The sequence below is a fragment of the Pseudomonas sp. NFX5 genome, assembly GCF_049132125.1.
Classification (GTDB): Bacteria; Pseudomonadota; Gammaproteobacteria; order Pseudomonadales; family Pseudomonadaceae; genus Aquipseudomonas; species Aquipseudomonas marginalis.
Window position 1 is genome coordinate 57,504 of the sequence record NZ_JAFMZG010000020.1, and the last position, 25,944, is coordinate 83,447.

Genomic DNA, 25,944 nt, shown 5'->3' on the forward strand with positions numbered 1-25,944 from the left:
TATTTGGCGACAATTCTCGGCAAAAACCCTTTTGACAGAGGCGTATCCCCTATGCGTACCAACACCCAGACCAAGCGGGAGCTGGACAAGATCGACCGCAACATCCTGCGCATCCTGCAAACCGACGGGCGAATTTCGTTCACCGAGCTGGGGGAAAAGGTCGGGCTGTCCACCACGCCGTGTACAGAGCGGGTGCGGCGGCTGGAGCGCGAGGGGATCATCATGGGTTACAACGCGCGGCTCAATCCCCAGCATTTGAAGGGAAGTTTGCTGGTATTTGTCGAGATCAGCCTCGATTACAAATCCGGCGACACCTTTGAGGAGTTCCGCCGCGCCGTGCTGAAACTGCCCCATGTGCTGGAATGCCACCTGGTCTCGGGGGACTTCGACTATCTGGTGAAAGCGCGGATTTCCGAGATGGCCTCGTACCGCAAATTGCTCGGCGACATCCTGCTCAAGTTGCCCCATGTGCGGGAATCGAAGAGCTATATCGTGATGGAAGAGGTCAAGGAGAGCCTCAACCTGCCTATTCCCGATTAAACCAGCACCTGCCGAGTGCTCGCCATGTATTCATGGATCTGCTTTTCCACCCGTGGATGAATCAGCTCTACGGGCCCCCGCCCATTGGGGCATGGCAAGGTCTTCGTGGTGCCGAACAGCCGACAGATCAGCGGCCGTTCGTCATACACGGTGCAGCCGTTGGGCCCCAGGTGCACACAGTTCAGCTCGTCCATCGCCGCGTCCTGCTCGGCAGCGGTCTTGCGTGGCAGGCGCGACATTTCCTCGGGCGAAGTGGTGACCGGCCCACAGCAGTCGTGGCAGCCGGGGACGCACTCGAACGAAGGAATCTGACGGCGAAGCGCACTGATTTTCTGACTGTTGCAACTCATCGAAACAGGTACCGAACGGCGAATAGAGGTGGATTCTGAAGCAAAACGCCCCGCGCAGACAGCTTCGTCCGACCGCTGTATCCTGCGTCAAATTTTCCAAACAGGGATGCTCCCCATGACCGCCAGCGCCCGGCACACCGCTTCCTACTACGCCGCCAGCAGCGTGCCGCAACCCGATTACCCGGCGTTGACGGGCGAAGTAGGCGCGGACGTGTGCGTGATCGGCGGCGGTTTCTCCGGCCTCAATACGGCCCTGGAGCTGGCTGAGCGCGGCTTCAGCGTGGTGCTGCTGGAGGCGCGCAAGATCGCCTGGGGCGCCAGCGGGCGCAATGGCGGCCAGTTGATTCGCGGCGTCGGTCATGGCCTGGAGCAGTTCACCAACGTGATCGGCACCGATGGCGTGCGCCAGATGAAGCTGATGGGCCTGGAAGCCGTGGAGATCGTGCGTGAACGTGTCGAACGCTACCAGATCCCCTGCGACCTGACCTGGGGCTACTGCGACCTGGCCAACAAGCCTCGCGACCTGCAAGGCCTTGCCGAAGACGCCGAAGAACTGCGCAGCCTGGGCTATCCCCACGAAGTGCGCCTGCTGCAGGCGAGCGACATGGGCAGCGTCATCGGCTCCGACCGCTATGTGGGCGGCATGATCGACATGGGGTCCGGCCACCTGCATCCATTGAACCTGGCTCTCGGCGAAGCCGCCGCCGCGCAGCAATGGGGTGTGCAGTTGTTCGAACAGTCGCAAGTTACGCGCATCGACTACGGCCCCGAGGTCAAGGTGCACACCGCCCACGGCACTGTGCGCGCCAAGACCCTGGTCCTGGCTTGCAATGCCTACCTCAATGGACTGAATCCGCAGTTGAGCGGCAAGGTGCTGCCCGCCGGCAGCTACATCATCGCCACCGAACCGTTGAGCCAGGCCCAAGCCGCCAACCTGCTACCGCAGAACATGGCCGTGTGTGACCAGCGCGTGACGGTGGATTACTTCCGGCTGTCCGCCGACCGTCGCCTGTTATTCGGCGGCGCCTGCCACTACTCCGGACGCGACCCCAAGGACATCGGCGCCTACATGCGGCCAAAGATGCTGCAGGTGTTCCCACAGCTGGCCGACGTGAAGATCGATTACCAATGGGGCGGCATGATCGGCATCGGCGCCAACCGCCTGCCGCAGATCGGCCGCCTGGCGGACCAGCCCAACGTGTATTACGCCCAGGCCTACGCAGGCCACGGCCTCAACGCCACGCACCTGGCGGGCAAGCTGCTGGCCGAAGCCATCAGTGGCCAGCAGCAGGGACGTTTCGACCTGTTCGCCCAGGTGCCGCACATCACCTTCCCCGGCGGCAAGCACCTGCGCTCGCCGCTACTGGCCTTGGGAATGCTCTGGCACCGCCTCAAAGAGCTGGTCTGATCAATCGCGCCAGAAGGGTTTCAAGCCTTCCTGGCGGGCCTGCTCTGCGCTCAACCCCACGTCGCGCAATTGCTCGCCGGTCAAGTGCAGCAAGGCCTTGCGTGTATGGCGGCGGTGCCAGAACAGGCTCCAGCGGCTGATCTCGCGCGGCGACGTCGCCCGCTCTTGCCCAGCCTGCAATTCCTGACTGTGTAACGTCAGCCGCACATCGCTCATGCCGTTCATTTTGCTGCCCCTCATTTGCCTGTTGCCATGAGTGGCTAGAATGAGCGAGTAGGCAAAACCATTACAGATTCAACTCACCTTTATTAAATCCATACAGATACTGCCCGTGTGCGGCTGAATCCTGTATTTTCCCTCTATCTGTACTGGTCACCTGGAGCGACCGCCATGACGCTTTACGTCAACCTCGCCGAATTGCTGGGCACGCGTATCGAACAGGGGTTCTATCGCCCTGGCGATCGACTGCCGTCCGTACGCGCCTTGAGCGTGGAGCACGGGGTCAGCCTGAGCACCGTGCAGCAGGCGTATCGACTGCTGGAAGACAATGGCCTGGCGATGCCCAAGCCCAAGTCCGGCTACTTTGTACCGGTAGGTCGGGAGTTGCCGGCACTGCCGGAGGTCGGCCGCCCGGCTCAGCGCCCGGTGGAAATATCGCAGTGGGACCAGGTACTGGAATTGATTCGCGCAGTCCCGCGCAAAGACGTCATACAGATGGGTCGCGGCATGCCGGATGTATTGTCGCCCACCCTCAAGCCCCTGCTGCGCAGCCTGGCGCGTGTCAGCCGGCGCCAGGATCTGCCGGGGCTGTATTACGACAATATCCTCGGCTGTATGGAACTGCGCGAGCAAATCGCCCGACTGTCATTGGATTCCGGCTGCCAACTGACGGCCGAGGACATCGTGATTACCACCGGCTGCCATGAGGCGCTGTCCGCCAGCATCCACGCCATCTGCGAGCCGGGCGATATCGTCGCGGTGGACTCGCCCAGCTTCCACGGGGCCATGCAGACCCTCAAGGGCCTGGGCATGAAAGCCCTGGAAATCCCCACCGACCCGATCACCGGCATCAGCCTCGAAGCCCTGGAACTGGCGCTGGAACAGTGGCCGATCAAGGTCATCCAGCTGACCCCCAACTGCAATAACCCCCTGGGCTATATCATGCCGGAGGCACGCAAACGCGCATTGCTGACCCTGGCCCAGCGCTTTGACGTCGCGATCATCGAAGACGATGTGTATGGCGAACTGGCCTACAGCTACCCACGCCCGCGTACCATCAAATCCTTCGACGAAGACGGTCGTGTGCTGCTGTGCAGTTCGTTCTCCAAGACCCTGGCGCCAGGCCTGCGCATTGGCTGGGTGGCTCCGGGCCGGTACCTGGAGCGGGTACTGCACATGAAGTACATCAGCACCGGCTCCACCGCCACGCAGCCGCAGATCGCAATTGCCGAGTTTCTCAAAGGGGGGCATTTCGAACCGCATTTGCGACGAATGCGCACGCAATACCAGCGTAATCGCGACCTGATGCTCGACTGGGTCAGCCGCTACTTCCCGGCCGGCACCCGCGCCAGCCGCCCCCAAGGCAGTTTCATGCTGTGGGTAGAGCTGCCGGAAGGTTTCGACACCCTCAAGCTCAACCGCGCGCTGGTGGAACAAGGCGTACAGGTGGCTGTGGGAAGCATCTTTTCCGCGTCGGGCAAGTACCGTAACTGCCTGCGCATGAACTACGCTGCCAAGCCCACCGCCCAGATTGAAGAGGCCGTGCGCAAAGTCGGCGCTGCCGCGATGAAGATGCTGGCCGAAACGGTGGACTGACCTTTCGCGAGAAATCGCCGTCATATGTCGACAACCGCCCTGACCTGGACACGACTCCCTTGATGATTCGACGGCTTTTACCGTTTTTCCTGCTGGGAGCCCTGGCCCTGAGCGGCTGCGCCACGGTGAGTACCCCGCGCATACCCAGCGACGCCCTGCCGGCCGCCCAGTCGTCGTTCGGCCGCTCGATCCAGGCCCAGGCCGCGCCTTACCAGGGCCGTTCAGGTTTTCGCCTGCTGCCCAACAGCAGCGAAGCCTTCATGGCCCGCGCCGAGCTGATCCGCAATGCCCAGACCAGCCTTGACCTGCAGTACTACATCGTCCACGACGGCATCAGCACGCGCATGCTGGTGGATGAACTGCTCAAGGCCGCCGACCGTGGCGTGCGCGTGCGCATCCTGCTGGATGACACCACCAGCGACGGCCTCGACCAGATCATCGCCACCCTCGCCGCCCACCCCAAGATCGAGATTCGCCTGTTCAACCCCCTGCACCTGGGGCGCAGCACCGGTGTGACGCGCGCCATGGGCCGCCTGTTCAACCTGTCGCTGCAACACCGGCGCATGCACAACAAGCTGTGGCTGGCGGACAACAGCGTGGCCATCGTCGGTGGGCGCAACCTGGGGGATGAGTATTTCGACGCCGAGCCCAACCTGAACTTCACCGACATCGACATGCTCAGCGTCGGGCCGGTGGCCGAGCAACTCGGGCACAGTTTCGATCAGTACTGGAACAGCGCCCTGAGCAAACCCATTGATGATTTTGTCTCCAATACGCCTTCCAAAGGTGACCTGGCCGCCGCGCGCCTGGGCCTGGAGGCGTCGCTGGCCGAATCGCGCCAGCAGAAGCACGCGCTGTACGCGCGCCTGCGCACCTACCAGACCCAGCCGCGCATGGACATCTGGCGCCGCGAACTGATCTGGGCCTGGAACCAGGCGTTGTGGGACGCACCCAGCAAGGTGCTGTCCAAGGCCGACCCGGACCCGCACCTGCTGCTGACCACGCAACTGGCCCCGGAACTGGAAGGCGTCAACCATGAACTGATGATGATCTCGGCGTACTTCGTGCCGGGACAGCCCGGCCTGGTGTACCTGACGGGGCGCGCCGACGCGGGCGTATCGGTGAGCTTGTTGACCAACTCCCTCGAAGCCACCGACGTGCCTGCCGTACATGGCGGCTACGCACCGTACCGCAAGGCGCTGCTGGAGCATGGGGTAAAACTCTACGAGCTGCGCCGCCAACCGGGTGACGGCGGCAGCGGCCCGCACCTGTTTCGTCGAGGCACGTTCCGCGGCTCGGACTCGAGCCTGCACAGCAAGGCGATGATCTTTGATCGGCAAAAATCGTTTGTCGGCTCTTTCAATTTCGACCCGCGCTCCGTGCTGTGGAACACCGAGGTCGGCGTGCTGGTGGACAGCCCCGAGCTGGCGGAACACGTGCGCAATCTCGCCCTGCAAGGCATGGCGCCGGCCCTGAGCTACGAGGCGAAACTGCAGGACGGCAACGTGGTATGGGTGACCGAGGACAACGGCCAACTGCACACCCTGACCCGTGAGCCGGGCAGTTGGTGGCGACGGTTCAATGCCTGGTTCGCCACCTCGGTCGGCCTGGAGCGCATGCTCTAGGAACAGCGAGGATCAAGCGGGCTGAGCAGCACCAAACGCGCCTTGGCGCAGCAACAGCACCACCAAACCCAAGGCCCCGGCCGCCATCAGCCACGGCAGCGCGTGCCCGCTGATCCATTGGCTGCCGGCGCCGGCCACTAGCGGGCCGATCAGGCAACCGATGCCCCACAACTGCGCGATGTGGGCATTGGCACGCACCAGCGCATCGTCACGATAACGCTCGCCGATCAGAATCAGCGACAACGTGAACAACCCGCCGGCACTGGCGCCGAACAGCACCCATATTGGCCAGATCAGCAGCGTGTGCATCAGCAACGGAACCGCCAGGCTCGATGCCAGCAACAGCAGTGCGCAACTCAAAAACAGCGTGCGTCGTGGCAGGTAATCCGCCAGCGCACCGATGGGCAGTTGCAGCATCGCGTCACCGACCACCACCGTGCTGACCATCGCCAGGGCAATTTCGGCAGTGAAGCCCTGTTGCAGGCAATACACCGGCAGCAGCGTCAGGATCATCGCCTCAAACGCGGCGAACAGCGCCACCGCCCAGGCAATCGCCGGCAGGCTCAGGCAGAAGCGCCACAGGTCCGCGAAGGTCACGCTGAACGATTCGGCACTGGGCGCACCAGAGCGACCCAGCAATGCCAACGGAGCCACCACCAGCAGGCCAACGCCGACCCAGAAACCATAGTCATGGTCGGTACCGATCAGGCCCAGCAGCAACGGGCCCGAGAGCTGGCTCAAGGCATAACTGCAGCCATACAGCGCCACCAGCCGGCCACGCCACTGCTCCACCACCAACTGGTTGATCCAGCTTTCACCGAGGATAAACACGATGGTCAGGATCACCCCGATCATCAGGCGCAACGCCAGCCATATCGGGTAGCTGGGCAGAATGGCCAGCAAACCGATGGACACCGCGCCAGCCCACAGGCACAGACGCATGAGATTCGCGGTGCCGAGCCAGGCGGCCAGACGGCTGGAGACCTTGGCGCCGAGCAATACGCCAAAGGCCGGCATGGCGGCCATTACGCCAATCGCGAAACTGCCGTAGCCCCAGCCCTCCAGGCGCAGGGAGACCAGCGGCATGCTGACGCCCAGGGCCAGGCCGACACTGAGTACCGAGGCCAGGACGGCGAAATAGGTCGCCCAACGCATTGCCACGCTCCTGTGGATAATCATGGGTTCACACAAAACAGTGTGGGAGGGGGCTTGCTCCCGATTGCGGTGGATCAGTGAGCACTGTTAGTGCCTGACACACTGCTATCGGGGGCAAGCCCCCTCCCACATTTGCCTGCGGTGTTGCTTAGAGCTTGATCCAGGTCGCCTTCAGCTCGGTGTACTTGTCGAACGCATGCAGCGACTTGTCGCGACCATTACCCGACTGCTTGAAGCCGCCAAACGGTGCGGTCATGTCGCCGCCGTCGTATTGGTTGACCCACACGCTGCCGGCACGCAGGGCCTTGGCGGTGAGGTGCGCCTTGGAAATGTCCGACGTCCACACCGCAGCGGCGAGGCCGTATTGGGTGTCGTTGGCGATCTTGATCGCTTCCTCGGCGCCGTCAAAGGTGATCACCGACAGCACTGGGCCGAAGATTTCTTCCTGGGCGATTCTCATGGCGTTGGTTACACCGTCGAAAATCGTCGGCTCGACGTAGGTGCCGCCCGTCTCTTCCAGGATGCGCTTGCCACCCGCCACCAACTTGGCGCCGTCAGTGTGGCCGGCTTCGATGTACGACAGCACGGTGTTCATCTGCTGGGTGTCCACCAGGGCACCGACGTTGGTCGCGGGGTCCAGCGGGTTGCCGGGTTTCCAGCCCTTGAGGGCCTCTATCACCAGCGGCAGGAAGGTGTCCTTGATCGAACGTTCCACCAGCAGGCGCGAACCGGCAGTGCAGACTTCACCCTGGTTGAAGGCGATGGCGCTGGCAGCGGATTCGGCGGCGGCTTGCAGGTTCGGAGCATCGGCAAAAACGATGTTCGGGCTCTTGCCGCCGGCCTCCAGCCAGACGCGCTTCATGTTCGACTCACCGGAGCGAATCAACAGTTGCTTGGCGATCTTGGTCGAACCGGTGAACACCAGTGTGTCGACGTCCATGTGCAGCGCCAGCGCATTGCCGACGGTGTGGCCGTAGCCCGGCAGCACGTTGAACACGCCTTTCGGAATACCGGCTTCAACGGCCAGGGCCGCGATGCGGATGGCGGTGAGCGGGGATTTTTCGGACGGTTTGAGGATCACCGAGTTACCGGTGGACAGCGCCGGGCCGAGTTTCCAGCAGGCCATCATCAGCGGGAAGTTCCACGGCACGATGGCACCCACCACGCCGACCGGCTCGCGGGTCACCAGACCCAACTGATCGTGCGGGGTGGCTGCGACTTCGTCGTAGATCTTGTCGATTGCCTCGCCGCTCCAGCTCAGGGCATTTGCCGCGCCGGGTACGTCAATGTTCAGGGAGTCACTGATCGGCTTGCCCATGTCCAGGGTTTCGAGCAGCGCCAGTTCTTCGGCATTGGCCTTGAGCAGCGCGGCGAAACGGATCATGGTGGCTTTGCGTTTGGCCGGCGCCAGGCGCGACCAGACACCGGAATTGAAGGTGGCGCGGGCGTTTTCTACGGCGCGCTGGGCATCGGCGGCGTCACAACTGGCAACACTGGTCAGCAGGCGGCCATCGACCGGGCTGATGCATTCGAAGGTGTCACCGGAAACAGCGGCGGTGTATTCGCCATTGATGTAGGCGCGGCCTTCGATCTTCAGATCCTTGGCGCGTTGTTCCCAGTCGGCACGGGTCAGGGTGGTCATGCGAGTGTCCTCCTCTTATTGAATACAAGGGCCAGGCGATGTCCCCCGGCAGCCTCAAAGAATGCTTGCCCGCCAGCCAGCTGTTCGGCTCAAAGGCAGCTGCCACCCTAAACCAGCGGCCAGGGATGTTTCAATATATTTGACATAACCGCGGTAAACGCCCTTGCGATGTTCATTTTAATAAACATAGACTTTGGGCTCTCCAACCGCAGGCCAGACGGGACACGCACATGAGCATCCAGGACATCGTCGATTTCAGCCAGGCCAACACCGCCCCAGACCGCTACCGCCCTGCCGCGGAAAAAATCCTCAAGGGCGATCCCGAACAAACGGTGTACAACCATTACAACAGCCCGTGCGGCCAGATGAACGCCGGGGTCTGGGAAGGAGAGGTCGGGCAGTGGCAGGTCAACTACAGCGAGCATGAGTATTGCGAGATCGTGCAGGGCGTCTCTGTATTGCGCGACGCCGAGGGCAATGCGAAGACCTTGCGTGCCGGCGACCGCTTCGTGATCCCCGCCGGCTTCAGCGGCACCTGGGAAGTGCTGGAGCCGTGCCGCAAGATCTATGTGGTGTTCGAGCAGAAGGCCTGATCAACAAACGCCAGGCAAAAAAAAGCCCGTATCGTGAGATACGGGCTTTTTCACAAGGAGGAAAATCAATTACTTGATTTTGCCTTCTTTGTAGATCACGTGCTTGCGAACGCGCGGGTCGAACATTTTCTTTTCGAGCTTGTCCGGGGTAGTACGCTTGTTCTTGTCGGTAGTGTAGAAGTGACCAGTACCGGCGCTAGAGATCATTCGAATCAATTCACGCATGATAGAGCTCCTTAGATCTTGCCAGCGGCGCGGATTTCGGCCAGCACGACAGTGATGCCACGCTTGTCGATAATACGCATGCCTTTGGCAGATACACGCAGGCGAACAAAACGTTTCTCTTCTTCAACCCAGAAGCGGTGATGCTGCAGGTTCGGCAGGAAACGACGACGGGTTTTGTTATTTGCGTGGGAAATGTTATTCCCAGTCACCGGACCCTTACCGGTAACTTGACAGACTCTCGACATGCCTCAGCCCTCTAAAACCACATGCCCAACCCGGCATGGGTTGGCCGCTTAATCTCTCAGTCATTTGGCGCCAGGCGCCGCGTTTCTTTAGGGTCTTACCGGCTACACCTACAAGCGAAGGAACCGGGCCCCTAGAAAAGAGCGCTGCTTTATACCAGAAAGACCCATGTGCAACAACAGCCCGTGTATTTTTACCGGCGTAAATCTCGGCGACAGACGCCCGAACCGTTGCCAGGAGGGGCCGCTGTAACAGCCGACCGCTCGTCGCACAGAATGATTTACAGCGCTCGCGCGCGCAGCAAAGCGCACAGCGAAACGCGCTGGGGTGCCATCAAAACAGCATTTGAGGCAAAAGCACAGGCAAAAATGGGCTAGTCATTTTTCAACCAGACCACTACGGTAGGGCTTTTCCAGACTGCACTCGCAGATGGGCCTTCGATCTGCAAAGGAAACCGAACATGCGCCTCGCTGCCCTACCGCTATTGCTAGCCCCTCTATTTATCGCGCCGCTGGCCTCTGCCGCCAGCAACTTGAGCGTCTGCACCGAGGCCAGCCCCGAAGGGTTCGATGTGGTGCAATACAACTCGCTGACCACCACCAACGCCTCGGCCGATGTGCTGATGAACCGCCTGGTGGACTACGACGCAGCCAGCGGCAAACTGGTACCCAGCCTGGCGGACAGCTGGGACGTCTCGCCGGATGGCCTGACCTATACCTTCAAGCTGCACCCGGACGTGAAATTCCATCGCACCGAGTATTTCACCCCAAGCCGCACCCTGACCGCCGAAGACGTGCGCTTCAGCTTCGAACGCATGCTCGACCCGGCCAACCCGTGGCACAAGATCGCCCAGAGCGGCTTCCCCCACGCCCAGTCCCTGCAATTGCCAACGCTGGTCAAGAAGATCGATGCCCTCGACCCACTGACCGTACGCTTTACCCTCGATCACGCCGACTCCACCTTCCTCGCGGCCCTGAGCATGGGCTTTGCCTCGATCTACCCGGCGGAATACGCCGACAAACTGCTCAAGGCCGGCACGCCGGAGAAGCTCAACAGCCAGCCGATCGGCACCGGGCCGTTCATCTTCAGCCGTTTCCAGAAAGATGCCGTAGTGCGCTACAAGGCCAACCCGGACTATTTCGCCGGCAAACCGGCTGTGGATAACTTGATCTTCGCCATTACCCCGGACGCCAACGTGCGCCTGCAGAAACTGCACCGCAACGAATGCCAGATCGCCCTGTCGCCCAAGCCCCTGGATGTGGGCGAGGCCGAAAAGGACCCCGCACTCAAGGTAGAAAAAACCGCAGCGTTCATGACCGCGTTCGTGGCCATCAACAGCCAGCACCCGCCCCTGGACAAGCCCGAGGTGCGCCAGGCCATCAACCTGGCCTTCGACAAGGGCAGCTACCTCAAGGCGGTGTTTGAAGGCACCGCCGAAGCCGCCAACGGCCCGTACCCGCCTAATACCTGGAGCTACGCCAAAGACTTGCCGGGTTATCCACAGGACCTCGCCAAGGCCAAGGCCTTGCTGGACCGTGCCGGCCTCAAGGACGGCTTCAAGACCACCCTCTGGACGCGCCCCACCGGCAGCCTGCTGAACCCTAACCCGAACCTCGGCGCGCAACTGCTGCAGGCGGACCTGGCCAAGGTGGGCATCCAGGCCGAGATCCGCGTGATCGAATGGGGCGAGCTGATTCGCCGCGCTAAAGCGGGGGAACACGACCTGCTGTTCATGGGCTGGGCCGGTGACAACGGCGACCCGGATAACTTCCTGACCCCACAGTTTTCCTGCGCGGCGGTTAAATCCGGCACCAACTTCGCCCGCTATTGCGATCCGGCGCTGGACAAGCTGATCAGCGCCGGCAAGACCACCAGCGAACAAGGTGTACGCAGCAAGCTGTACCAGCAGGCCCAGGCGCAGATCCAGCAACAGGCGCTGTGGTTGCCGCTGGCGCACCCGACGGCGTTCGCCCTGGCGCGCAAGAACGTCGAGGGCTACCAGGTGAGCCCCTTCGGGCGCCAGGATTTCTCGAAGGTCAGCGTCAAGCCCTGAGAACCAGGCCCGCCCCCAGGGGGGGGCTTACATCCACCCATATTCCGCCATCGACAACGGATCACCGTCCCCCACGATGACGTGATCCAGTACCCGCACATCCACCACTTCCAAGGCCTTTTGCAGCAGCTTGGTCAATTTTCGATCAGCCGCGCTGGGCTCCACGCTCCCGGAAGGATGGTTGTGACACAGAATCAACGCCGCTGCGTTATAGGCCAGGGCGCGCTTGACCACTTGCCGCGGGTAGACCACGGCAGCGTCGATGGTCCCCTCGGACAACACTTCGAACCCCAGCACCCGATGCTTTGAATCGAGAAACAGACAGCCGAAAACTTCATGGGGCTCATGGCGCAACAGCGACTTGAGGTAATTGCGCACGGCCACCGGGCTTTCCAGCACCGAATCGCTGCGCAGGCGCTCGGCCATATGGCGCCGGGACATTTCCAGTACCGCCTGCAACTGCGCAAACTTCGCAGGCCCCAAGCCCAACTGCTGGCTGAACACCGCCTGGCTGGCTTCCAGCAGCGGGCGCAAACCGCCAAATTGCGCCAGCAGATGGCGCGCCAGGTCCACCGCGCTCCTGCCGGTTACGCCGGTGCGCAGGAAGATCGCCAGCAATTCAGCATCGGACAGACTCGCAGCACCCCACTCCAAAAGCTTCTCTCGCGGCCGCTCTGCCGCCGGCCAATCACGAATACTCATTCCACCTCCCTGTGCATGTGCGCCGCTGTTGCGGGGCGGGCGCTGTGTTATCGTAGGCCCTCTTTTTTGCGTGCGATTTCACCTGGGGAGGGGGCATCGCAGGCGTCACTGAACCGGCTTCACTGAACTGGAAAGGCAAACCAATGCAGCGTCTGTATCGGAAACGCATCGTTCTCGGCGTCGGCGGCGGCATTGCCGCCTACAAGAGCGCAGAGCTGGTCCGCAGGCTTCTCGACCAGGGCGCCGAAGTGCGCGTGGTCATGACCCGCGGCGGCAGTGAGTTCATTACTCCGCTGACCATGCAGGCCCTGTCCGGACACCCGGTTCACCTGGACCTGCTGGACCCGGCAGCCGAAGCCGCCATGGGTCATATCGAACTGGCCAAATGGGCCGACCTGGTACTGATCGCCCCTGCCACCGCCGACCTGATCGCGCGCCTGGCGCAAGGCATCGCCGATGACCTGCTGACCACCCTGGTACTGGCCACCGACGCCACCGTCGCCATCGCCCCGGCCATGAACCAGGCCATGTGGCGTGACCCGGCGACCCAGGCCAACACCCAGCTCCTGCAAAGCCGTGGCCTCAAGGTGTTCGGCCCGGCCTCCGGCAGCCAGGCCTGCGGCGATGTCGGCATGGGCCGCATGCTCGAGGCCACCGACCTGGCATTGTGCGCCGCCGAATGCTTCCAGCACCTGGCCCTGACCGGCCGGCACGTGCTGATTACGGCAGGCCCGACCCAGGAAAACATCGACCCGGTACGCTACATCACCAACCATAGCTCAGGAAAAATGGGCTTTGCCTTGGCGGAAGCCGCGGTCGAGGCAGGCGCACGCGTTACCCTGATCACCGGTCCGGTGCACTTGCCGACTCCCGATCGCGTCACGCGAATCGACGTAGTCAGCGCCCGGGACATGCTGGCCGCCTGTGAGGCCGCCATTCCCTGTGACCTGTTTATCGCTTCGGCAGCGGTTGCAGACTACCGCCCGGAAGTCGTCGCCCCGCAAAAGCTCAAGAAAGACCCTACGAGCGGCGACGGCCTGCTCCTGCAAATGGTGCGCAACCCGGACATCCTGGCCACCATTGCCACGCGTCCGGACCGCCCGTTCAGTGTCGGCTTTGCCGCCGAGACCGAGCACCTGCTCGACTACGCCGCACGCAAACTGAAAGACAAAAACCTCGACCTGATCGTTGCCAATGATGTCGCCAACCCGAGCATCGGCTTCAACAGCGAGGAAAACGCCTGCAGCGTGATCGACCGCGAGCTGCACGCCACTCTTTTCGCCCAGACCAGCAAAGGCAAGATTGCCCGCCAACTGATCTCTTTTATCGCCCAACGGCTGAACCAGGTTTAATTTCCATGCACGCTTTGCAAGCCAAGATCCTCGACCCCCGCATCGGCACCGAATTCCCGCTGCCGGCCTACGCCACCCCAGGTTCCGCCGGCCTGGACCTGCGCGCCATGCTCAAGCAAGACACCGTCCTTGAGCCGGGCCAGACCGTCCTGATTCCCACCGGCCTGTCGATCTACGTCGGCGACCCGGGCCTGGCTGCGCTGATCCTGCCGCGCTCCGGCCTGGGCCACAAACACGGTATCGTGCTGGGTAACCTGGTAGGCCTGATCGACTCGGACTACCAAGGCGAGTTGATGGTGTCGTGCTGGAATCGTGGCCAGACGGCGTTCAACATCGCTGTCGGCGAGCGCATTGCCCAGCTTGTACTGGTGCCGGTGGTGCAGGCGCACTTCGAACTGGTGCAGGATTTTGACGAAACCCAACGCGGCGCAGGTGGCTTTGGGCATTCCGGCAGTCACTGACTACGCTGAACCTGGCCGGGCACCTTTGCCCGGCTCGATGCCCCCGCAAGGCTTTTCAGGATGAAGAATGCGCGGACTTTATCAGCGAGATTTCCCATTTGAAATCAATGCATTACGCAGAAATAAAGACAGGGGCCAAGCTCCGATGGCACTTTTGCACCACGAACTCTCTGCCGAAAACACCGTCATACCCTTCAGTTTGAGCCTGCCGGTCAGCCACATTAAGGCCAGCCTTGCCCCCTTGAGATGGAGTTTCCCCCCGCGATGAGTACCGCAGCCCGAGTAGCCCCGACATTCCCCGACAGCATCTTTCGCGCCTATGACATTCGTGGCGTAGTCCCCAAGACCCTGACCGCCGAAACCGCCTACTGGATTGGCCGCGCCATTGGTTCCCAGAGCCTGGCCCAGGACGAGCCGAACGTCTCGGTCGGTCGTGACGGTCGCCTGTCCGGTCCGGAACTGGTGGAACAACTGATCCAGGGCCTGGCCGACAGCGGCTGCCATGTCAGCGATGTGGGCCTGGTGCCCACTCCCGCGCTGTACTACGCCGCCAATGTACTGGCCGGCAAATCCGGGGTAATGCTGACCGGCAGCCATAACCCGTCGGACTACAACGGCTTCAAGATCGTCATCGCCGGCGACACCCTGGCCAACGAACAGATCCAGGCCCTGCACACCCGCCTGAAGACCAACGACCTGACCAGCGGCAAAGGCAGCATCACCAAAGTTGACATCCTGCAGCGCTACTCTGATGAAATCACCGGCGACGTCAAACTCGCACGCCGCCTCAAAGTGGTGGTGGACTGCGGCAACGGCGCGGCCGGCGTAATCGCCCCGCAGCTGCTCGAAGCCCTGAACTGCGAAGTGATCCCGCTGTTCTGCGAGGTCGATGGCAACTTCCCCAACCACCACCCGGACCCAGGCAAACCGGAAAACCTGGTGGACCTGATCGCCAAGGTCAAGGAAACCGGTGCTGACGTCGGGCTGGCCTTTGACGGCGACGGCGACCGCGTAGGCGTGGTGACCGAAACCGGCGAGATCGTATTCCCGGACCGCCTGCTGATGCTGTTCGCCCGCGATGTGGTGGCGCGCAACCCGGGTGCCGAGATCATTTTCGACGTGAAGTGCACCCGCCGCCTCACCCCGTTGATCAAGGAATATGGCGGCCGTCCGCTAATGTGGAAGACCGGTCACTCGTTGATCAAAAAGAAAATGAAGGAAACCGGCGCACTGTTGGCCGGCGAAATGAGCGGCCACGTGTTCTTCAAGGAGCGCTGGTTCGGGTTTGACGACGGCATTTACAGCGCCGCCCGTCTGCTGGAGATCCTCAGCAAGGAAAAATCCACCGCCGAAGAGCTGTTTCAGACCTTCCCGAATGATATTTCTACGCCAGAGATCAATATCCATGTGACCGAGGAGAGCAAATTCAGCATCATTGACGCACTGCACGATGCGCAATGGGGCGAAGGCGCCCACCTGACCACCATTGATGGTGTGCGAGTCGATTACGCCAAGGGCTGGGGCCTGGTTCGCGCATCCAACACCACACCGGTGCTGGTGCTGCGTTTCGAGGCGGATACCGAGGCTGAGTTGCAGCGCATCAAGGACGTGTTCCACGCCCAGTTGAAACGTGTTGCCCCTGATCTCCAATTACCGTTCTGATTTTTACCGGAGCCCTGAATGACCCTCGAACGCGAAGCCGCTGCCAACACCGCCAAGGTCCTGTCCGAAGCGTTGCCTTACATTCGACGCTACGTCGGCAAGACGCTGGTGATCAAGTACGGCGGCAATGCCATGGAAAGCGACGAGCTGAAAACCGGCTTTGCCCGCGACATCGTGTTGATGAAAGCCGTGGGGATCAACCCCGTGGTGGTCCACGGCGGCGGCCCGCAGATCGGCGACCTGCTCAAGCGCTTGTCGATCGAGAGTCACTTCATCGATGGCATGCGCGTCACTGACGCGCAGACCATGGACGTGGTGGAGATGGTCCTCGGCGGCCAGGTGAACAAAGACATCGTCAACCTGATCAACCGCCACGGCGGCAGCGCCATTGGCCTGACCGGCAAGGACGCCGAGCTGATCCGCGCGAAAAAACTGACCGTTACCCGTCAGACGCCGGAAATGACCCAGCCGGAAATCATCGATATCGGCCAGGTAGGCGAAGTGATCGGCATCAACACCGACCTGCTGAACCTGCTGGTCAAGGGCGACTTCATCCCGGTGATCGCGCCGATCGGCGTGGGTGCCAACGGTGAGTCCTACAACATCAACGCCGACCTGGTGGCGGGTAAGGTGGCCGAAGCATTGAAGGCTGAAAAGCTGATGCTGCTGACCAACATTGCCGGCCTGATGGACAAGGAAGGCAAGGTGCTGACCGGTTTGACCACTCAACAAGTGGACGAACTGATCGCCGACGGCACAATCTACGGCGGCATGCTGCCGAAGATCCGTTGCGCGCTGGAAGCGGTGCAAGGCGGCGTCGGCAGCTCGCTGATCCTGGATGGCCGGGTGCCGAATGCAATCCTGCTGGAAATCTTCACCGATACGGGTGTGGGCACGCTGATCAGTAATCGCAAGCGCCCTTAAAACGCTGAAAACAAAAAGCCCCGCTCAACCTGGTTGAGCGGGGCTTTTTTATGGTTCGGCGATTACTGAACGCCGAACTGCTCGCGATACGCCTTAACTGCCGGCAAGTGCTGCTTGAGCTGCGGATCGTCTTCCAGGAACTGCAACACCTGGTTCAGCGACACGATGCTGAGCACTGGAATACCGAAATCACGCTCCACTTCCTGGATCGCCGACAACTCACCGTTGCCACGCTCCTGGCGGTTCAGCGCGATCAGCACACCGGCGGCCTTGGCGCCGTCCTGGGACGCGATGATCTGCATCACCTCACGGATAGCCGTACCGGCCGTGATCACGTCATCGATGATCAATACATCGCCGGTAAGCGGCGCGCCCACCAGGCTGCCGCCTTCGCCATGGGCCTTGGCTTCCTTGCGGTTGAAGCACCATGGCAGATCGCGCCCATGATGTTCCGCCAGGGCCACGGCCGTTGCAGCCGCCAGGGGGATGCCCTTGTAGGCCGGGCCAAACAGCACGTCGAAGGAAATACCGCTTTCAACGATGGCTGCCGCGTAGAAACGCCCCAGCTGAGCCAGGGCCGAACCCGAGTTGAACAAGCCGGCATTGAAGAAATACGGGCTGGTGCGCCCGGACTTGAGGGTGAACTCACCGAAGCGCAAAACCCCGCGATCGATGGCAAAACGAATGAAATCGCGTTGATACGCCTGCATGAAAAAAGCCTCAGATACCACGGATTTAGCTAATTAGGTAGACGGCGTGTATCATACACGCACGCGATTTTTGGGGCCATTTATGCGGATCATCAGTGTGAACGTTAATGGTATTCAGGCTGCAGTCGAGCGTGGTTTGCTCAGTTGGCTGCAAGCTCAGAATGCCGACGTCATCTGCCTGCAGGACACCCGCGCCTCCGCCTTTGAACTGGACGACCCAGCCTTCCAACTGGATGGCTACTTCCTTTATGCCTGCGATGCCGAAGTGCCCACCCAAGGTGGCGTGGCTTTGTACTCGCGGTTGCAACCCAAGGCGGTCATCAGCGGCCTCGGCTTCGAGACAGCCGACCGCTACGGGCGCTACCTGCAAGCCGATTTCGACAAGGTCAGCATCGCGACCTTGCTGCTTCCTTCGGGGCAGAACGGCGATGAAGACTTGAACCAGAAGTTCAAGCTAATGGACGATTTCGCCCGTTACCTGGATAAACAGCGACGCAAACGTCGCGAGTACATTTACTGTGGCTCGCTGTACGTGGCGCAACAGAAGCTGGATATCAAGAACTGGCGTGACAGCCAGCAATCCCCGGGCTTCCTGGCGCCGGAACGGGCCTGGATGGACGAGATTGTCGGCAACATGGGCTATGTGGATGCGCTGCGCGAAGTCAGCCGCGAAGGCGACCAGTACAGCTGGTGGCCAGACAATGAACAGGCTGAGATGCTCAACCTGGGCTGGCGCTTCGACTACCAGTTGCTGACCCCGGGTCTGCGCCGGTTCGTGCGCAGTGCACGCCTGCCGCGCCAGCCGCGCTTCTCGCAGCACGCGCCGCTGATCGTGGACTACGACTGGACACTGACCATCTAGGGTCTTTATCCAGGCACAAAAAAACCGACATCGCTGTCGGTTTTTTTGTGGGTGTTGATTATTTGACCAGGCGCCAGGTCAAGGGATAGCGATAGGCGATCCCTTTGTTGGCTTTGATTGCGCCGATGATCGTCAGCACCACGCTTGCGATGACCAGGGCCGTCATCAGGAAAAACCCAATGACCGCGAAGGCCAGCACGATGCAAATGATCCAGGCGATGGCTACGGTGATCTGGAAATTCAGTGCCTCCTTGCCCTGGTCGTCAATGAACGGATCCACTTCTTTTTTCATCTGCCACAGGATCAGCGGCCCCACGACGCTGCCGAAGGGGAATACAAACCCCAGGAACGCAGCAAGATGGCACAACATTGCCCCCTGACGCACCTCGTAGGAAGGCGTAGGCACCGGCATTTGGCTGTCATTCATGGCGCTTCTCCTTGAGGCGTACTCAGTCAGCCAGTGCGGCGTTCTGCAGTTCGAAGATCTCAGTCATGCCTTTCTGGGCCAGGGCCAGCATGGCGTTCAGCTCGGCCGGCTGGAATGGCGCACCTTCGGCGGTGCCCTGCACTTCGATGAAACCACCGGTGCTGGTCATCACTACGTTCAGATCGGTCTCGGCAGCCGAGTCTTCCAGGTAATCCAGGTCCAGCACCGGCTCGCCCTGGTACATGCCCACCGATACGGCGGCGATCATCTGCTTCAGTGGGTCGCCGCCTTTCAGGCCGCCGCGCTTCTTGATGACTTTAAGCGCATCGACCAGCGCCACCATGGCGCCGGTGATGGACGCGGTGCGCGTACCGCCATCGGCCTGGATCACGTCGCAGTCGACGTAGAGGGTCACGTCGCCCAGCTTGGTCATATCCAGGGCCGCGCGCAGGGAGCGCCCGATCAGGCGCTGGATTTCCAGGGTACGGCCGCCTTGCTTGCCACGGCTGGCTTCACGCTGGTTACGCTCGCCGGTGGCGCGTGGCAGCATGCCATATTCGGCGGTCAGCCAACCCTGGCCCTGGCCCTTGAGGAAGCGCGGCACGCCATTTTCAACGCTGACGGTGCAGATAACCTTGGTATCGCCAAACTCGACCAGTACGGATCCCTCGGCGTGTTTGGTGTAGTTGCGGGTGATGCGGATCGAGCGGAGCTGATCGGCAACGCGACCACTTGGACGTTTCATAGGGGGTACCTGTACTGAGGACGAAAAACTGCCGAGCATTATAGAGCCGCGAGCCGATTCGGGGCACTGCTAAAAATCTGCTTACGAATGCCCAGGGTTTGGGCGCGCCCGCCCCACTGCGCTACAATCCCGCGCCTTCGCAGCCTGTCGGCTTCAATTTACCCATCAGCCCGCTTTCGCGGGACTGCATCGCGAGGTACCTCCATGGTGCACAGCATGACCGCCTTTGCCCGCGTCGAAAAAGCCGGCGCCCAAGGCACCCTGAGCTGGGAACTGCGCTCGGTCAACAGCCGCTACCTGGAGCCGCACCTGCGCCTGCCGGAATCCTTCCGCGACCTCGAAGGCGCCGTGCGTGAGGCACTGCGCCAGGGCATCTCCCGCGGCAAGCTGGAATGCACCCTGCGTTTTACCGAAGAAACCACCGGCAAGCCGCTGCAGGTAGACCGCGAGCGCGCTGCGCAACTGGTCGCCGCGGCCGAAACCGTCGCCGGCCTGATCAAGCAGCCCGCCGCACTGAACCCTCTGGAAGTGCTGGCCTGGCCCGGCGTGCTGGTGGCCGACGCCTCCGATCCGCAAGCCCTCAATGCCGAAGCCCTCGCCCTGTTCACCCAGGGATTGAAGGAACTCAAGGCTGGCCGCGAGCGTGAAGGCGCCGAACTGGCCCGACTGATCAACGAGCGCCTGACGTCGATCGAAGCAGACGTGGTCACCTTGCGCGAGCTGGTACCGCAGATGCTCGCCACCCAACGCCAGAAGGTCCTCGACCGCTTCACCGACATGAAGGCCGACCTCGACCCCGTGCGCCTGGAGCAGGAAATGGTGCTGCTCGCGCAGAAGAGCGATGTCGCCGAAGAACTGGATCGCCTGAGCACCCACATCCTCGAAGTGCGCCGGGTGCTCAAGTCCGGCGGCGCCGCTGGTCGGCGCCTGGACTTCCTGATGCAGGAACTCAACCGCGAAGCCAATACACTGGGCTCCAAGGCTTTCGATCCGCGCAGCACCACGGCGGCGGTCAACCTCAAGGTGTTGATCGAGCAGATGCGCGAACAAGTACAGAATATTGAGTAAGGCAACCTCCATGACCCATAGCACCGGCACCCTGTACATCATTTCCGCCCCTTCGGGCGCGGGCAAGAGCAGCCTGGTCAAGGCCCTGACCGACGCTGACGAGCAGATTCGCATCTCGATCTCCCACACCACCCGCGCCATGCGTCCGGGCGAGGTGAACGGCGTGCACTATCACTTCGTCGAGCGCACCGAGTTCGTCAAGATGATCGAGCATGGCGACTTCCTCGAGCGCGCCGAGGTGTTCGGCAACCTCTACGGCACCTCGCAGAGCCACCTGCAGCAGACCCTGGACGAAGGCCACGACCTGATCCTGGAAATCGACTGGCAGGGTGCCGAGCAAGTGCGCCAGCTGATGCCCAAGGCACGCTCGATCTTTATCCTGCCGCCGTCGCTCGAAGCCTTGCACCAGCGCCTGACCAACCGTGGCCAGGACAGCGACGAGATCATCGAAGGCCGCATGCGGGAAGCTGTCAGCGAAATGAGCCACTATGTCGACTACGACTACCTGATCATTAACGACGATTTTTCCCACGCGCTGGATGACCTGAAGGCGATTTTCCGCGCCAATCAGCTCCAGCAAAAGCGTCAACAGCAGCGTTTCGGCAAATTACTCGCCGAACTGCTCGGCTGATTGGCCCTTCCCAAAACCGCTGCAAGGGCTTTACATTGGCGCTTGCAGCGGTTTTGCGAGGGTCTGCGAAAAATCAGCGCTTCCCTAAACGCTGGTGATTTTTTAAACTGCTCAGTCCGCTCGCCCAACCGGGCAGCGCGCATCTTGCATTCGCTCCGAGGAATATCATGGCCCGCGTAACCGTTGAAGACTGCCTAGACCACGTGGCAAACCGCTTTGAGCTGGTCATGCTCTCTACCAAGCGTGCCCGTCAACTGGCCACTGGCGGCAAAGAGCCCCTGGTCCAGTGGGAAAACGACAAGCCTACCGTTGTAGCCCTGCGTGAAATCGCTGAAGGCCTGATGAGCTACGAGTTCATCGCCAACGCTGAAATCGTTGAAGACGAACCGTTGTTTGCAGCGTTCGAGGACGAGTCCAACGAGGCCGTCTAAGCCTATGCCTGGTCGACGTAGCACGGCGCGGGGTCACAGCCTTCGGCAGGAGTTCACACTTTGCCGAGCATAGACGCCCTCGCCGATCGCTTATCGGCCTACCTCGGCCCCGACCAGGTCAACCTGGTCCGCCGAGCGTATTTCTACGCCGAACAAGCCCACGACGGCCAACGCCGCCGAAGCGGTGAGGCGTACGTCACCCATCCCCTTGCGGTGGCGAATATCCTGGCCGACATGCACATGGACCATCAGAGCCTGATGGCCGCGATGCTGCATGACGTGATCGAAGACACCGGCATTGCCAAGGAAGCGCTCAGTGCGCAATTTGGCGAAACCGTGGCCGAACTGGTCGACGGGGTCAGCAAACTGACCCAGATGAACTTCGAGACCAAGGCCGAAGCCCAGGCGGAAAACTTCCAGAAAATGGCCATGGCCATGGCCCGGGACATCCGGGTGATCCTGGTCAAGCTGGCCGACCGGCTGCACAACATGCGCACGCTGGAAGTGCTGTCCGGCGAAAAACGCCGGCGCATCGCCAAGGAAACCCTGGAAATCTACGCGCCCATCGCCAACCGGCTGGGCATGCACGCCATTCGTATCGAGTTCGAAGACCTCGGCTTCAAGGCCATGCACCCGATGCGTTCGGCGCGCATCTACCAGGCCGTCAAGCGCGCCCGGGGCAATCGCAAGGAAATCGTCAACAAGATCGAAGAATCCCTGAGCCATTGCCTGGCGATCGACGAGATCGAGGGCGAGGTCAGCGGCCGGCAGAAGCATATCTACGGCATCTACAAGAAGATGCGCGGCAAGCGCCGGGCCTTCAACGAGATCATGGACGTGTACGCGTTCCGCATCATCGTGGACAAGGTCGATACCTGCTATCGCGTCCTCGGTGCGGTACATAATTTGTACAAACCCCTGCCGGGGCGCTTCAAGGACTACATCGCCATTCCCAAGGCCAACGGCTATCAATCGCTGCATACCACGCTGTTCGGTATGCACGGGGTGCCGATCGAGATCCAGATCCGCACCCGGGAAATGGAAGAGATGGCCAACAACGGCATCGCCGCCCATTGGCTGTACAAATCCAGCGGCGACGAGCAGCCCAAAGGCACCCATGCCCGCGCCCGCCAATGGGTCAAGGGCGTGCTGGAAATGCAGCAACGTGCCGGCAACTCCCTGGAATTCATCGAAAGCGTGAAGATCGACCTGTTCCCGGACGAGGTCTACGTGTTCACGCCCAAAGGCCGGATCATGGAGCTGCCCAAAGGCTCCACTGCGGTCGACTTTGCCTACGCGGTACACACCGACGTCGGCAACAGCTGCATTGCCTGCCGGATCAACCGGCGCCTGGCCCCGCTGTCGGAACCGCTGCAAAGCGGCTCCACTGTGGAGATCGTCAGCGCACCGGGTGCGCGCCCGAACCCGGCGTGGCTGAACTTCGTGGTTACCGGCAAGGCGCGCACACACATCCGCCACGCACTGAAACTGCAGCGCCGCTCCGAGTCCATCAGCCTGGGCGAGCGCCTGCTGAACAAAGTGCTCAACGGTTTCGACAGCGCCTTGGACAAGATTGCGCAAGAGCGCGTGCAAGCGATGCTCCATGAGTATCGCCAGGAAACCATCGAGGACCTGCTGGAAGATATCGGCCTGGGCAACCGCATGGCCTACGTGGTCGCCCGCCGCCTGCTGGGTGAAGGCGAACAACTGCCAAGCCCGGAAGGCCCGCTGGCGATTCGCGGCACCGAGGGCCTGGTGCTCAGCTATGCCAAATGCTGCACGCCGATCCCTGGCGACCCGATTGTCGGCCACCTGTCGGCCGGCAAGGGCATGGTCGTTCACCTCGACAACTGCCGCAACATCACCGAGATCCGCCACAACCCGGAAAAATGCATCCAACTCTCGTGGGCCAAGGATGTCACCGGCGAATTCAACGTCGAACTGCGCGTGGAGCTGGAACACCAGCGCGGCCTGATCGCCCTGCTGGCCAGCAGCGTCAACGCGGCCGACGGCAATATCGAGAAAATCAGCATGGACGAGCGCGATGGTCGCATCAGCGTGGTCCAGCTGGTGGTCAGCGTGCATGACCGCGTGCATCTGGCCCGCGTGATCAAGAAACTGCGCGCCTTGACCGGTGTGATCCGCATCACCCGCATGCGTGCGTAGCCCATCCATTACAAGGAGTCATTCATGACCAAGACCGTTATCACCAGCGACAAGGCCCCAGCCGCCATCGGTACTTACTCCCAGGCCATCAAGGCGGGCAACACCGTCTACATGTCCGGCCAGATTCCGCTGGACCCAAAGACCATGGAACTGGTGGAAGGCTTCGAAGCCCAGACCGTACAGGTCTTCGAAAACCTCAAGTCCGTGGCCGAAGCTGCCGGCGGCTCGTTCAAGGACATCGTCAAGCTGAACATCTTCCTCACCGACCTAAGCCACTTCGCCAAGGTCAACGAGATCATGGGCAAGTACTTCGAACAACCGTACCCAGCCCGTGCCGCCATTGGTGTGGCCGCCCTGCCAAAGGGCGCGCAGGTTGAGATGGACGCAATTCTGGTCATCGAGTAAAACACCCGGCGCAGCCTCCACAGGCTGCGCCGACTTCGTTTTAAAAGGATTTCATGATGCGCAAAGCGCTTGTAGCCTCTTCGTTGCTCGCCCTGTTGCTCGGCGGCTGCGCCAGCAACCCTGCCAACCAGGATGTGAGCGGCACCTGGATCAACCAGGTCGCCATCGATGCGGCAGCCAAGGGCGGCCCTTTGCGTGAAGCGCTGCAAAGCTATGGCCCGAACCTCGAGTGGGAGGTCAACCCCAAGGCTTCGCAGGCACGTTACTACAACGGTTTTGAAGTCGCCGAAGGCAAGTTGCTCGGCGAACAGTCCGGTGCCTGGAGCGTCGACTTCTACGGCAGCTCCGCCACTGAACTCAAGCGCAAAGGCAGGCAACTGCTGCAAGTGGCCAACGATAACGAGCCCGAGCAGCTCTTCGCCCGCGCCAAGGAACCTGCACCGGAAGGCGCGCCGCTGGGTGCCAACTTCGAACGTGCCCTGTACGCAGCCTATATGGGCGGCGACTGGAAGATCACCGACGGCTTCGGCAACGGTGCCACTGTCCAGTTCCAGCCTGACGGCAAGGTCGCCGGTCTGCCCAATGTTGATCGGTACTCTCTGTGCCTGGCCGGTGACTGTGCCTCCATGAGCGGCGGCTACGACAGCATGTGGCTGCAGCTCAACGGCGTGGGCAACCCGTGGATCTTCATGCGCAAAGGCAAGCAGCTGGAGATCTTCCAGGCGATCAACACCGCACAGGCGGACGAAGTGCCTCAGTTCACTCCCGGGCCGCGTCAATGGCTGCTTGAAAAGCAATAGCAGTCATCACCCACATTTTTAACCGCATTTCAGCCTTTAAGAATGGCTGCGTACCCTTCGCGGTAGCTCGCATACGTGGGCGTCCACCCCAGCGCCTTTATCCGGGCATTGCTGCATTGCTTGCTGCCCGCACGCCGCACACTCGCGTCCTCGGACCACTCAGTGACGCCCAGGTAGTCACGCAGCCAGGCCACCACCTCGGCCAAGGGCGCCGGTGCGTCATCGACGCCGATATAGACCTTATCCAGCGAACCGCCCTGCTCCACGTGGCGTAGCAAAAATGCCAGCAAGCCCGCCGCATCATCGGCGTGTATACGGTTGCCATATAAAGGTGGATCAAGCGCTACACGGTACCCCTGGCGCACCTGGGTCAGCAGCCATTCGCGACCAGGACCGTAAATGCCGGTCAACCGCACGACGCTCGCAGGAATGCCACTGTTAAGTGCCACCTGCTCGGCCTCCAGCATGACTTGCCCGGAATAACCCTTGGCCTGGGTTTCGGAGGTTTCGTCGACCCACTCGCCATTCTGCTGCCCGTATACGCTGCTGCTGGATACAAACAGCAGATGCTTGGGCTCCTGGCCATAATCCTTCAGCCACTCCAGCACGTGCTGCAGACCTTGCACGTAAGCGGCGCGATAACCGGCCTCATCGTGGTCGGTGGCGGCGGCGCAGTACACCAGGTAATCCACCCCGCCGATCGGCCAGGTGTCAGGGCAATCCTTGTTGAACAGGTCGCCGGCAATGCCGATCACCCCCTCGGGCAGGCGCGAAATATCGCGCCGCAGGCCATGAACCTCCCATTCCGAGGCCAGCAATTGGCTAGCCAGCCGACTACCCACATCGCCACATCCGGCAATCACAACAGAAGGCACAGACATCATAAAACTCCGTTCTTAAAGGTCTAGATTAGCCCTCGCAGCAGACCGGCGGCCAGAAAAAGGGCAAA

The 25,944-nt window shown here is 61.5% G+C and carries 27 protein-coding genes and 1 pseudogene; 17 read left to right on the top strand and 11 right to left on the bottom strand.

What is annotated here, in order from left to right; genetic code table 11:
- Positions 1-51 precede the first annotated feature (51 nt).
- Complete coding sequence (locus J1N02_RS12450) at positions 52-540, top strand: Lrp/AsnC ligand binding domain-containing protein (protein WP_003176896.1); 489 nt, start codon at positions 52-54, stop codon at positions 538-540.
- Here J1N02_RS12450 and J1N02_RS12455 read toward each other — a convergent pair.
- Positions 537-890 (bottom strand): YkgJ family cysteine cluster protein, encoded by a 354-nt coding sequence (locus J1N02_RS12455; RefSeq protein ID WP_003176897.1) that lies wholly within the window; start codon positions 888-890, stop codon positions 537-539. The two genes, J1N02_RS12450 and J1N02_RS12455, sit on opposite strands and share 4 nt — an antisense overlap.
- Before the next feature lie 115 nt (positions 891-1,005).
- Between J1N02_RS12455 and J1N02_RS12460 the strand changes: the two genes are divergently transcribed.
- Complete coding sequence (locus tag J1N02_RS12460) at positions 1,006-2,298, top strand: NAD(P)/FAD-dependent oxidoreductase (RefSeq protein WP_421147385.1); 1,293 nt, start codon at positions 1,006-1,008, stop codon at positions 2,296-2,298.
- On the opposite strand, the gene J1N02_RS12465 is transcribed toward J1N02_RS12460, so the two are convergent.
- Positions 2,299-2,523, bottom strand: coding sequence for a DUF1127 domain-containing protein (locus J1N02_RS12465; RefSeq protein ID WP_092488214.1), 225 nt, complete (start codon positions 2,521-2,523; stop codon positions 2,299-2,301).
- Positions 2,524-2,688: 165 nt separating this feature from the next.
- Between J1N02_RS12465 and J1N02_RS12470 the strand changes: the two genes are divergently transcribed.
- Both J1N02_RS12470 and J1N02_RS12475 read left to right on the top strand, forming a co-directional pair.
- Positions 2,689-4,113, top strand: coding sequence for a PLP-dependent aminotransferase family protein (locus J1N02_RS12470; RefSeq protein ID WP_092355848.1), 1,425 nt, complete (start codon positions 2,689-2,691; stop codon positions 4,111-4,113).
- Between the two features lie 62 nt (positions 4,114-4,175).
- Entirely contained in the window at positions 4,176-5,738 is a 1,563-nt protein-coding gene (locus J1N02_RS12475) for a phospholipase D family protein (protein ID WP_027608297.1), read from the top strand.
- A gap of 12 nt (positions 5,739-5,750) precedes the next feature.
- Here the strand turns inward: J1N02_RS12475 and J1N02_RS12480 are convergent, their stop codons facing one another.
- Both J1N02_RS12480 and J1N02_RS12485 read right to left on the bottom strand, forming a co-directional pair.
- Positions 5,751-6,893: an MFS transporter gene (locus tag J1N02_RS12480; protein ID WP_092355851.1), complete on the bottom strand. Its 1,143-nt coding sequence runs from the start codon at positions 6,891-6,893 to the stop codon at positions 5,751-5,753.
- Between the two features lie 148 nt (positions 6,894-7,041).
- Positions 7,042-8,535, bottom strand: a complete 1,494-nt coding sequence (locus tag J1N02_RS12485; protein ID WP_027608295.1) for an aldehyde dehydrogenase — start codon at positions 8,533-8,535, stop codon at positions 7,042-7,044.
- A 230-nt stretch (positions 8,536-8,765) separates the two neighbouring features.
- Here J1N02_RS12485 and J1N02_RS12490 point away from each other — a divergent pair, with 230 nt between their 5' ends.
- The gene (locus J1N02_RS12490) at positions 8,766-9,128 is read left to right on the top strand and encodes a cupin domain-containing protein (RefSeq protein WP_027608294.1); all 363 of its coding nucleotides are present in this window, start codon (positions 8,766-8,768) and stop codon (positions 9,126-9,128) included.
- A gap of 69 nt (positions 9,129-9,197) precedes the next feature.
- Here J1N02_RS12490 and rpmG read toward each other — a convergent pair whose 3' ends face one another.
- Complete coding sequence (gene rpmG / locus J1N02_RS12495; protein WP_003176906.1) at positions 9,198-9,353, bottom strand: 50S ribosomal protein L33; 156 nt, start codon at positions 9,351-9,353, stop codon at positions 9,198-9,200.
- An 11-nt stretch (positions 9,354-9,364) separates the two neighbouring features.
- The gene (gene rpmB, locus J1N02_RS12500) at positions 9,365-9,598 is read right to left on the bottom strand and encodes a 50S ribosomal protein L28 (protein ID WP_003176907.1); all 234 of its coding nucleotides are present in this window, start codon (positions 9,596-9,598) and stop codon (positions 9,365-9,367) included.
- Positions 9,599-10,056: 458 nt separating this feature from the next.
- On the opposite strand from rpmB, the gene J1N02_RS12505 reads away from it, so the two are divergent.
- The gene (locus tag J1N02_RS12505; RefSeq protein WP_098480718.1) at positions 10,057-11,649 is read left to right on the top strand and encodes an ABC transporter substrate-binding protein; all 1,593 of its coding nucleotides are present in this window, start codon (positions 10,057-10,059) and stop codon (positions 11,647-11,649) included.
- A gap of 27 nt (positions 11,650-11,676) precedes the next feature.
- Here J1N02_RS12505 and radC read toward each other — a convergent pair whose 3' ends face one another.
- Complete coding sequence (gene radC / locus J1N02_RS12510; protein ID WP_027608292.1) at positions 11,677-12,351, bottom strand: RadC family protein; 675 nt, start codon at positions 12,349-12,351, stop codon at positions 11,677-11,679.
- A gap of 143 nt (positions 12,352-12,494) precedes the next feature.
- Here radC and coaBC point away from each other — a divergent pair, with 143 nt between their 5' ends.
- From coaBC to argB, 4 genes and pseudogenes are all read left to right on the top strand, one after another.
- Positions 12,495-13,703: a bifunctional phosphopantothenoylcysteine decarboxylase/phosphopantothenate--cysteine ligase CoaBC gene (gene coaBC, locus J1N02_RS12515; RefSeq protein WP_027608291.1), complete on the top strand. Its 1,209-nt coding sequence runs from the start codon at positions 12,495-12,497 to the stop codon at positions 13,701-13,703.
- Between the two features lie 5 nt (positions 13,704-13,708).
- Positions 13,709-14,164 carry a dUTP diphosphatase gene (gene dut, locus J1N02_RS12520; RefSeq protein ID WP_027608290.1) on the top strand — a complete coding sequence of 152 codons (456 nt, stop codon included), beginning with the start codon at positions 13,709-13,711 and terminating at the stop codon, positions 14,162-14,164.
- A 240-nt stretch (positions 14,165-14,404) separates the two neighbouring features.
- A pseudogene (locus J1N02_RS12525) lies at positions 14,405-15,826 on the top strand (phosphomannomutase/phosphoglucomutase); the annotation flags it as partial.
- Between the two features lie 18 nt (positions 15,827-15,844).
- Positions 15,845-16,750: an acetylglutamate kinase gene (gene argB, locus J1N02_RS12530; protein WP_015886532.1), complete on the top strand. Its 906-nt coding sequence runs from the start codon at positions 15,845-15,847 to the stop codon at positions 16,748-16,750.
- 62 nt (positions 16,751-16,812) lie between these two features.
- Here the strand turns inward: argB and pyrE are convergent, their stop codons facing one another.
- Entirely contained in the window at positions 16,813-17,460 is a 648-nt protein-coding gene (pyrE, locus tag J1N02_RS12535) for an orotate phosphoribosyltransferase (protein WP_421147386.1), read from the bottom strand.
- Positions 17,461-17,542: 82 nt separating this feature from the next.
- Here pyrE and J1N02_RS12540 point away from each other — a divergent pair, with 82 nt between their 5' ends.
- Positions 17,543-18,322 carry an exodeoxyribonuclease III gene (locus J1N02_RS12540; RefSeq protein ID WP_003195493.1) on the top strand — a complete coding sequence of 260 codons (780 nt, stop codon included), beginning with the start codon at positions 17,543-17,545 and terminating at the stop codon, positions 18,320-18,322.
- 58 nt (positions 18,323-18,380) lie between these two features.
- Here J1N02_RS12540 and J1N02_RS12545 read toward each other — a convergent pair whose 3' ends face one another.
- Complete coding sequence (locus J1N02_RS12545; protein ID WP_027608287.1) at positions 18,381-18,749, bottom strand: DUF4870 domain-containing protein; 369 nt, start codon at positions 18,747-18,749, stop codon at positions 18,381-18,383.
- A gap of 22 nt (positions 18,750-18,771) precedes the next feature.
- Entirely contained in the window at positions 18,772-19,494 is a 723-nt protein-coding gene (gene rph, locus J1N02_RS12550; RefSeq protein WP_027608286.1) for a ribonuclease PH, read from the bottom strand.
- A 204-nt stretch (positions 19,495-19,698) separates the two neighbouring features.
- Between rph and J1N02_RS12555 the strand changes: the two genes are divergently transcribed.
- The 6 genes from J1N02_RS12555 (at position 19,699) to J1N02_RS12580 (ending at position 24,995) form a co-directional block, all read left to right on the top strand.
- Positions 19,699-20,562, top strand: coding sequence for a YicC/YloC family endoribonuclease (locus J1N02_RS12555; protein WP_065926714.1), 864 nt, complete (start codon positions 19,699-19,701; stop codon positions 20,560-20,562).
- A gap of 10 nt (positions 20,563-20,572) precedes the next feature.
- A complete protein-coding gene (gmk, locus tag J1N02_RS12560) occupies positions 20,573-21,193 on the top strand; it encodes a guanylate kinase (protein WP_027608284.1) in 621 nt (206 codons plus the stop codon).
- Between the two features lie 167 nt (positions 21,194-21,360).
- A complete protein-coding gene (rpoZ, locus tag J1N02_RS12565) occupies positions 21,361-21,624 on the top strand; it encodes a DNA-directed RNA polymerase subunit omega (protein ID WP_017735757.1) in 264 nt (87 codons plus the stop codon).
- 60 nt (positions 21,625-21,684) lie between these two features.
- On the top strand, positions 21,685-23,790 hold the full coding sequence (gene spoT / locus J1N02_RS12570; RefSeq protein WP_005792489.1) for a bifunctional GTP diphosphokinase/guanosine-3',5'-bis pyrophosphate 3'-pyrophosphohydrolase: 2,106 nt from the start codon (positions 21,685-21,687) through the stop codon (positions 23,788-23,790).
- Positions 23,791-23,814: 24 nt separating this feature from the next.
- A complete protein-coding gene (locus J1N02_RS12575; protein ID WP_003176922.1) occupies positions 23,815-24,195 on the top strand; it encodes a RidA family protein in 381 nt (126 codons plus the stop codon).
- A gap of 56 nt (positions 24,196-24,251) precedes the next feature.
- The gene (locus tag J1N02_RS12580; RefSeq protein WP_027608283.1) at positions 24,252-24,995 is read left to right on the top strand and encodes a hypothetical protein; all 744 of its coding nucleotides are present in this window, start codon (positions 24,252-24,254) and stop codon (positions 24,993-24,995) included.
- 29 nt (positions 24,996-25,024) lie between these two features.
- On the opposite strand, the gene J1N02_RS12585 is transcribed toward J1N02_RS12580, so the two are convergent.
- The gene (locus tag J1N02_RS12585) at positions 25,025-25,876 is read right to left on the bottom strand and encodes an SDR family oxidoreductase (protein ID WP_098480716.1); all 852 of its coding nucleotides are present in this window, start codon (positions 25,874-25,876) and stop codon (positions 25,025-25,027) included.
- Positions 25,877-25,944 lie beyond the last annotated feature (68 nt).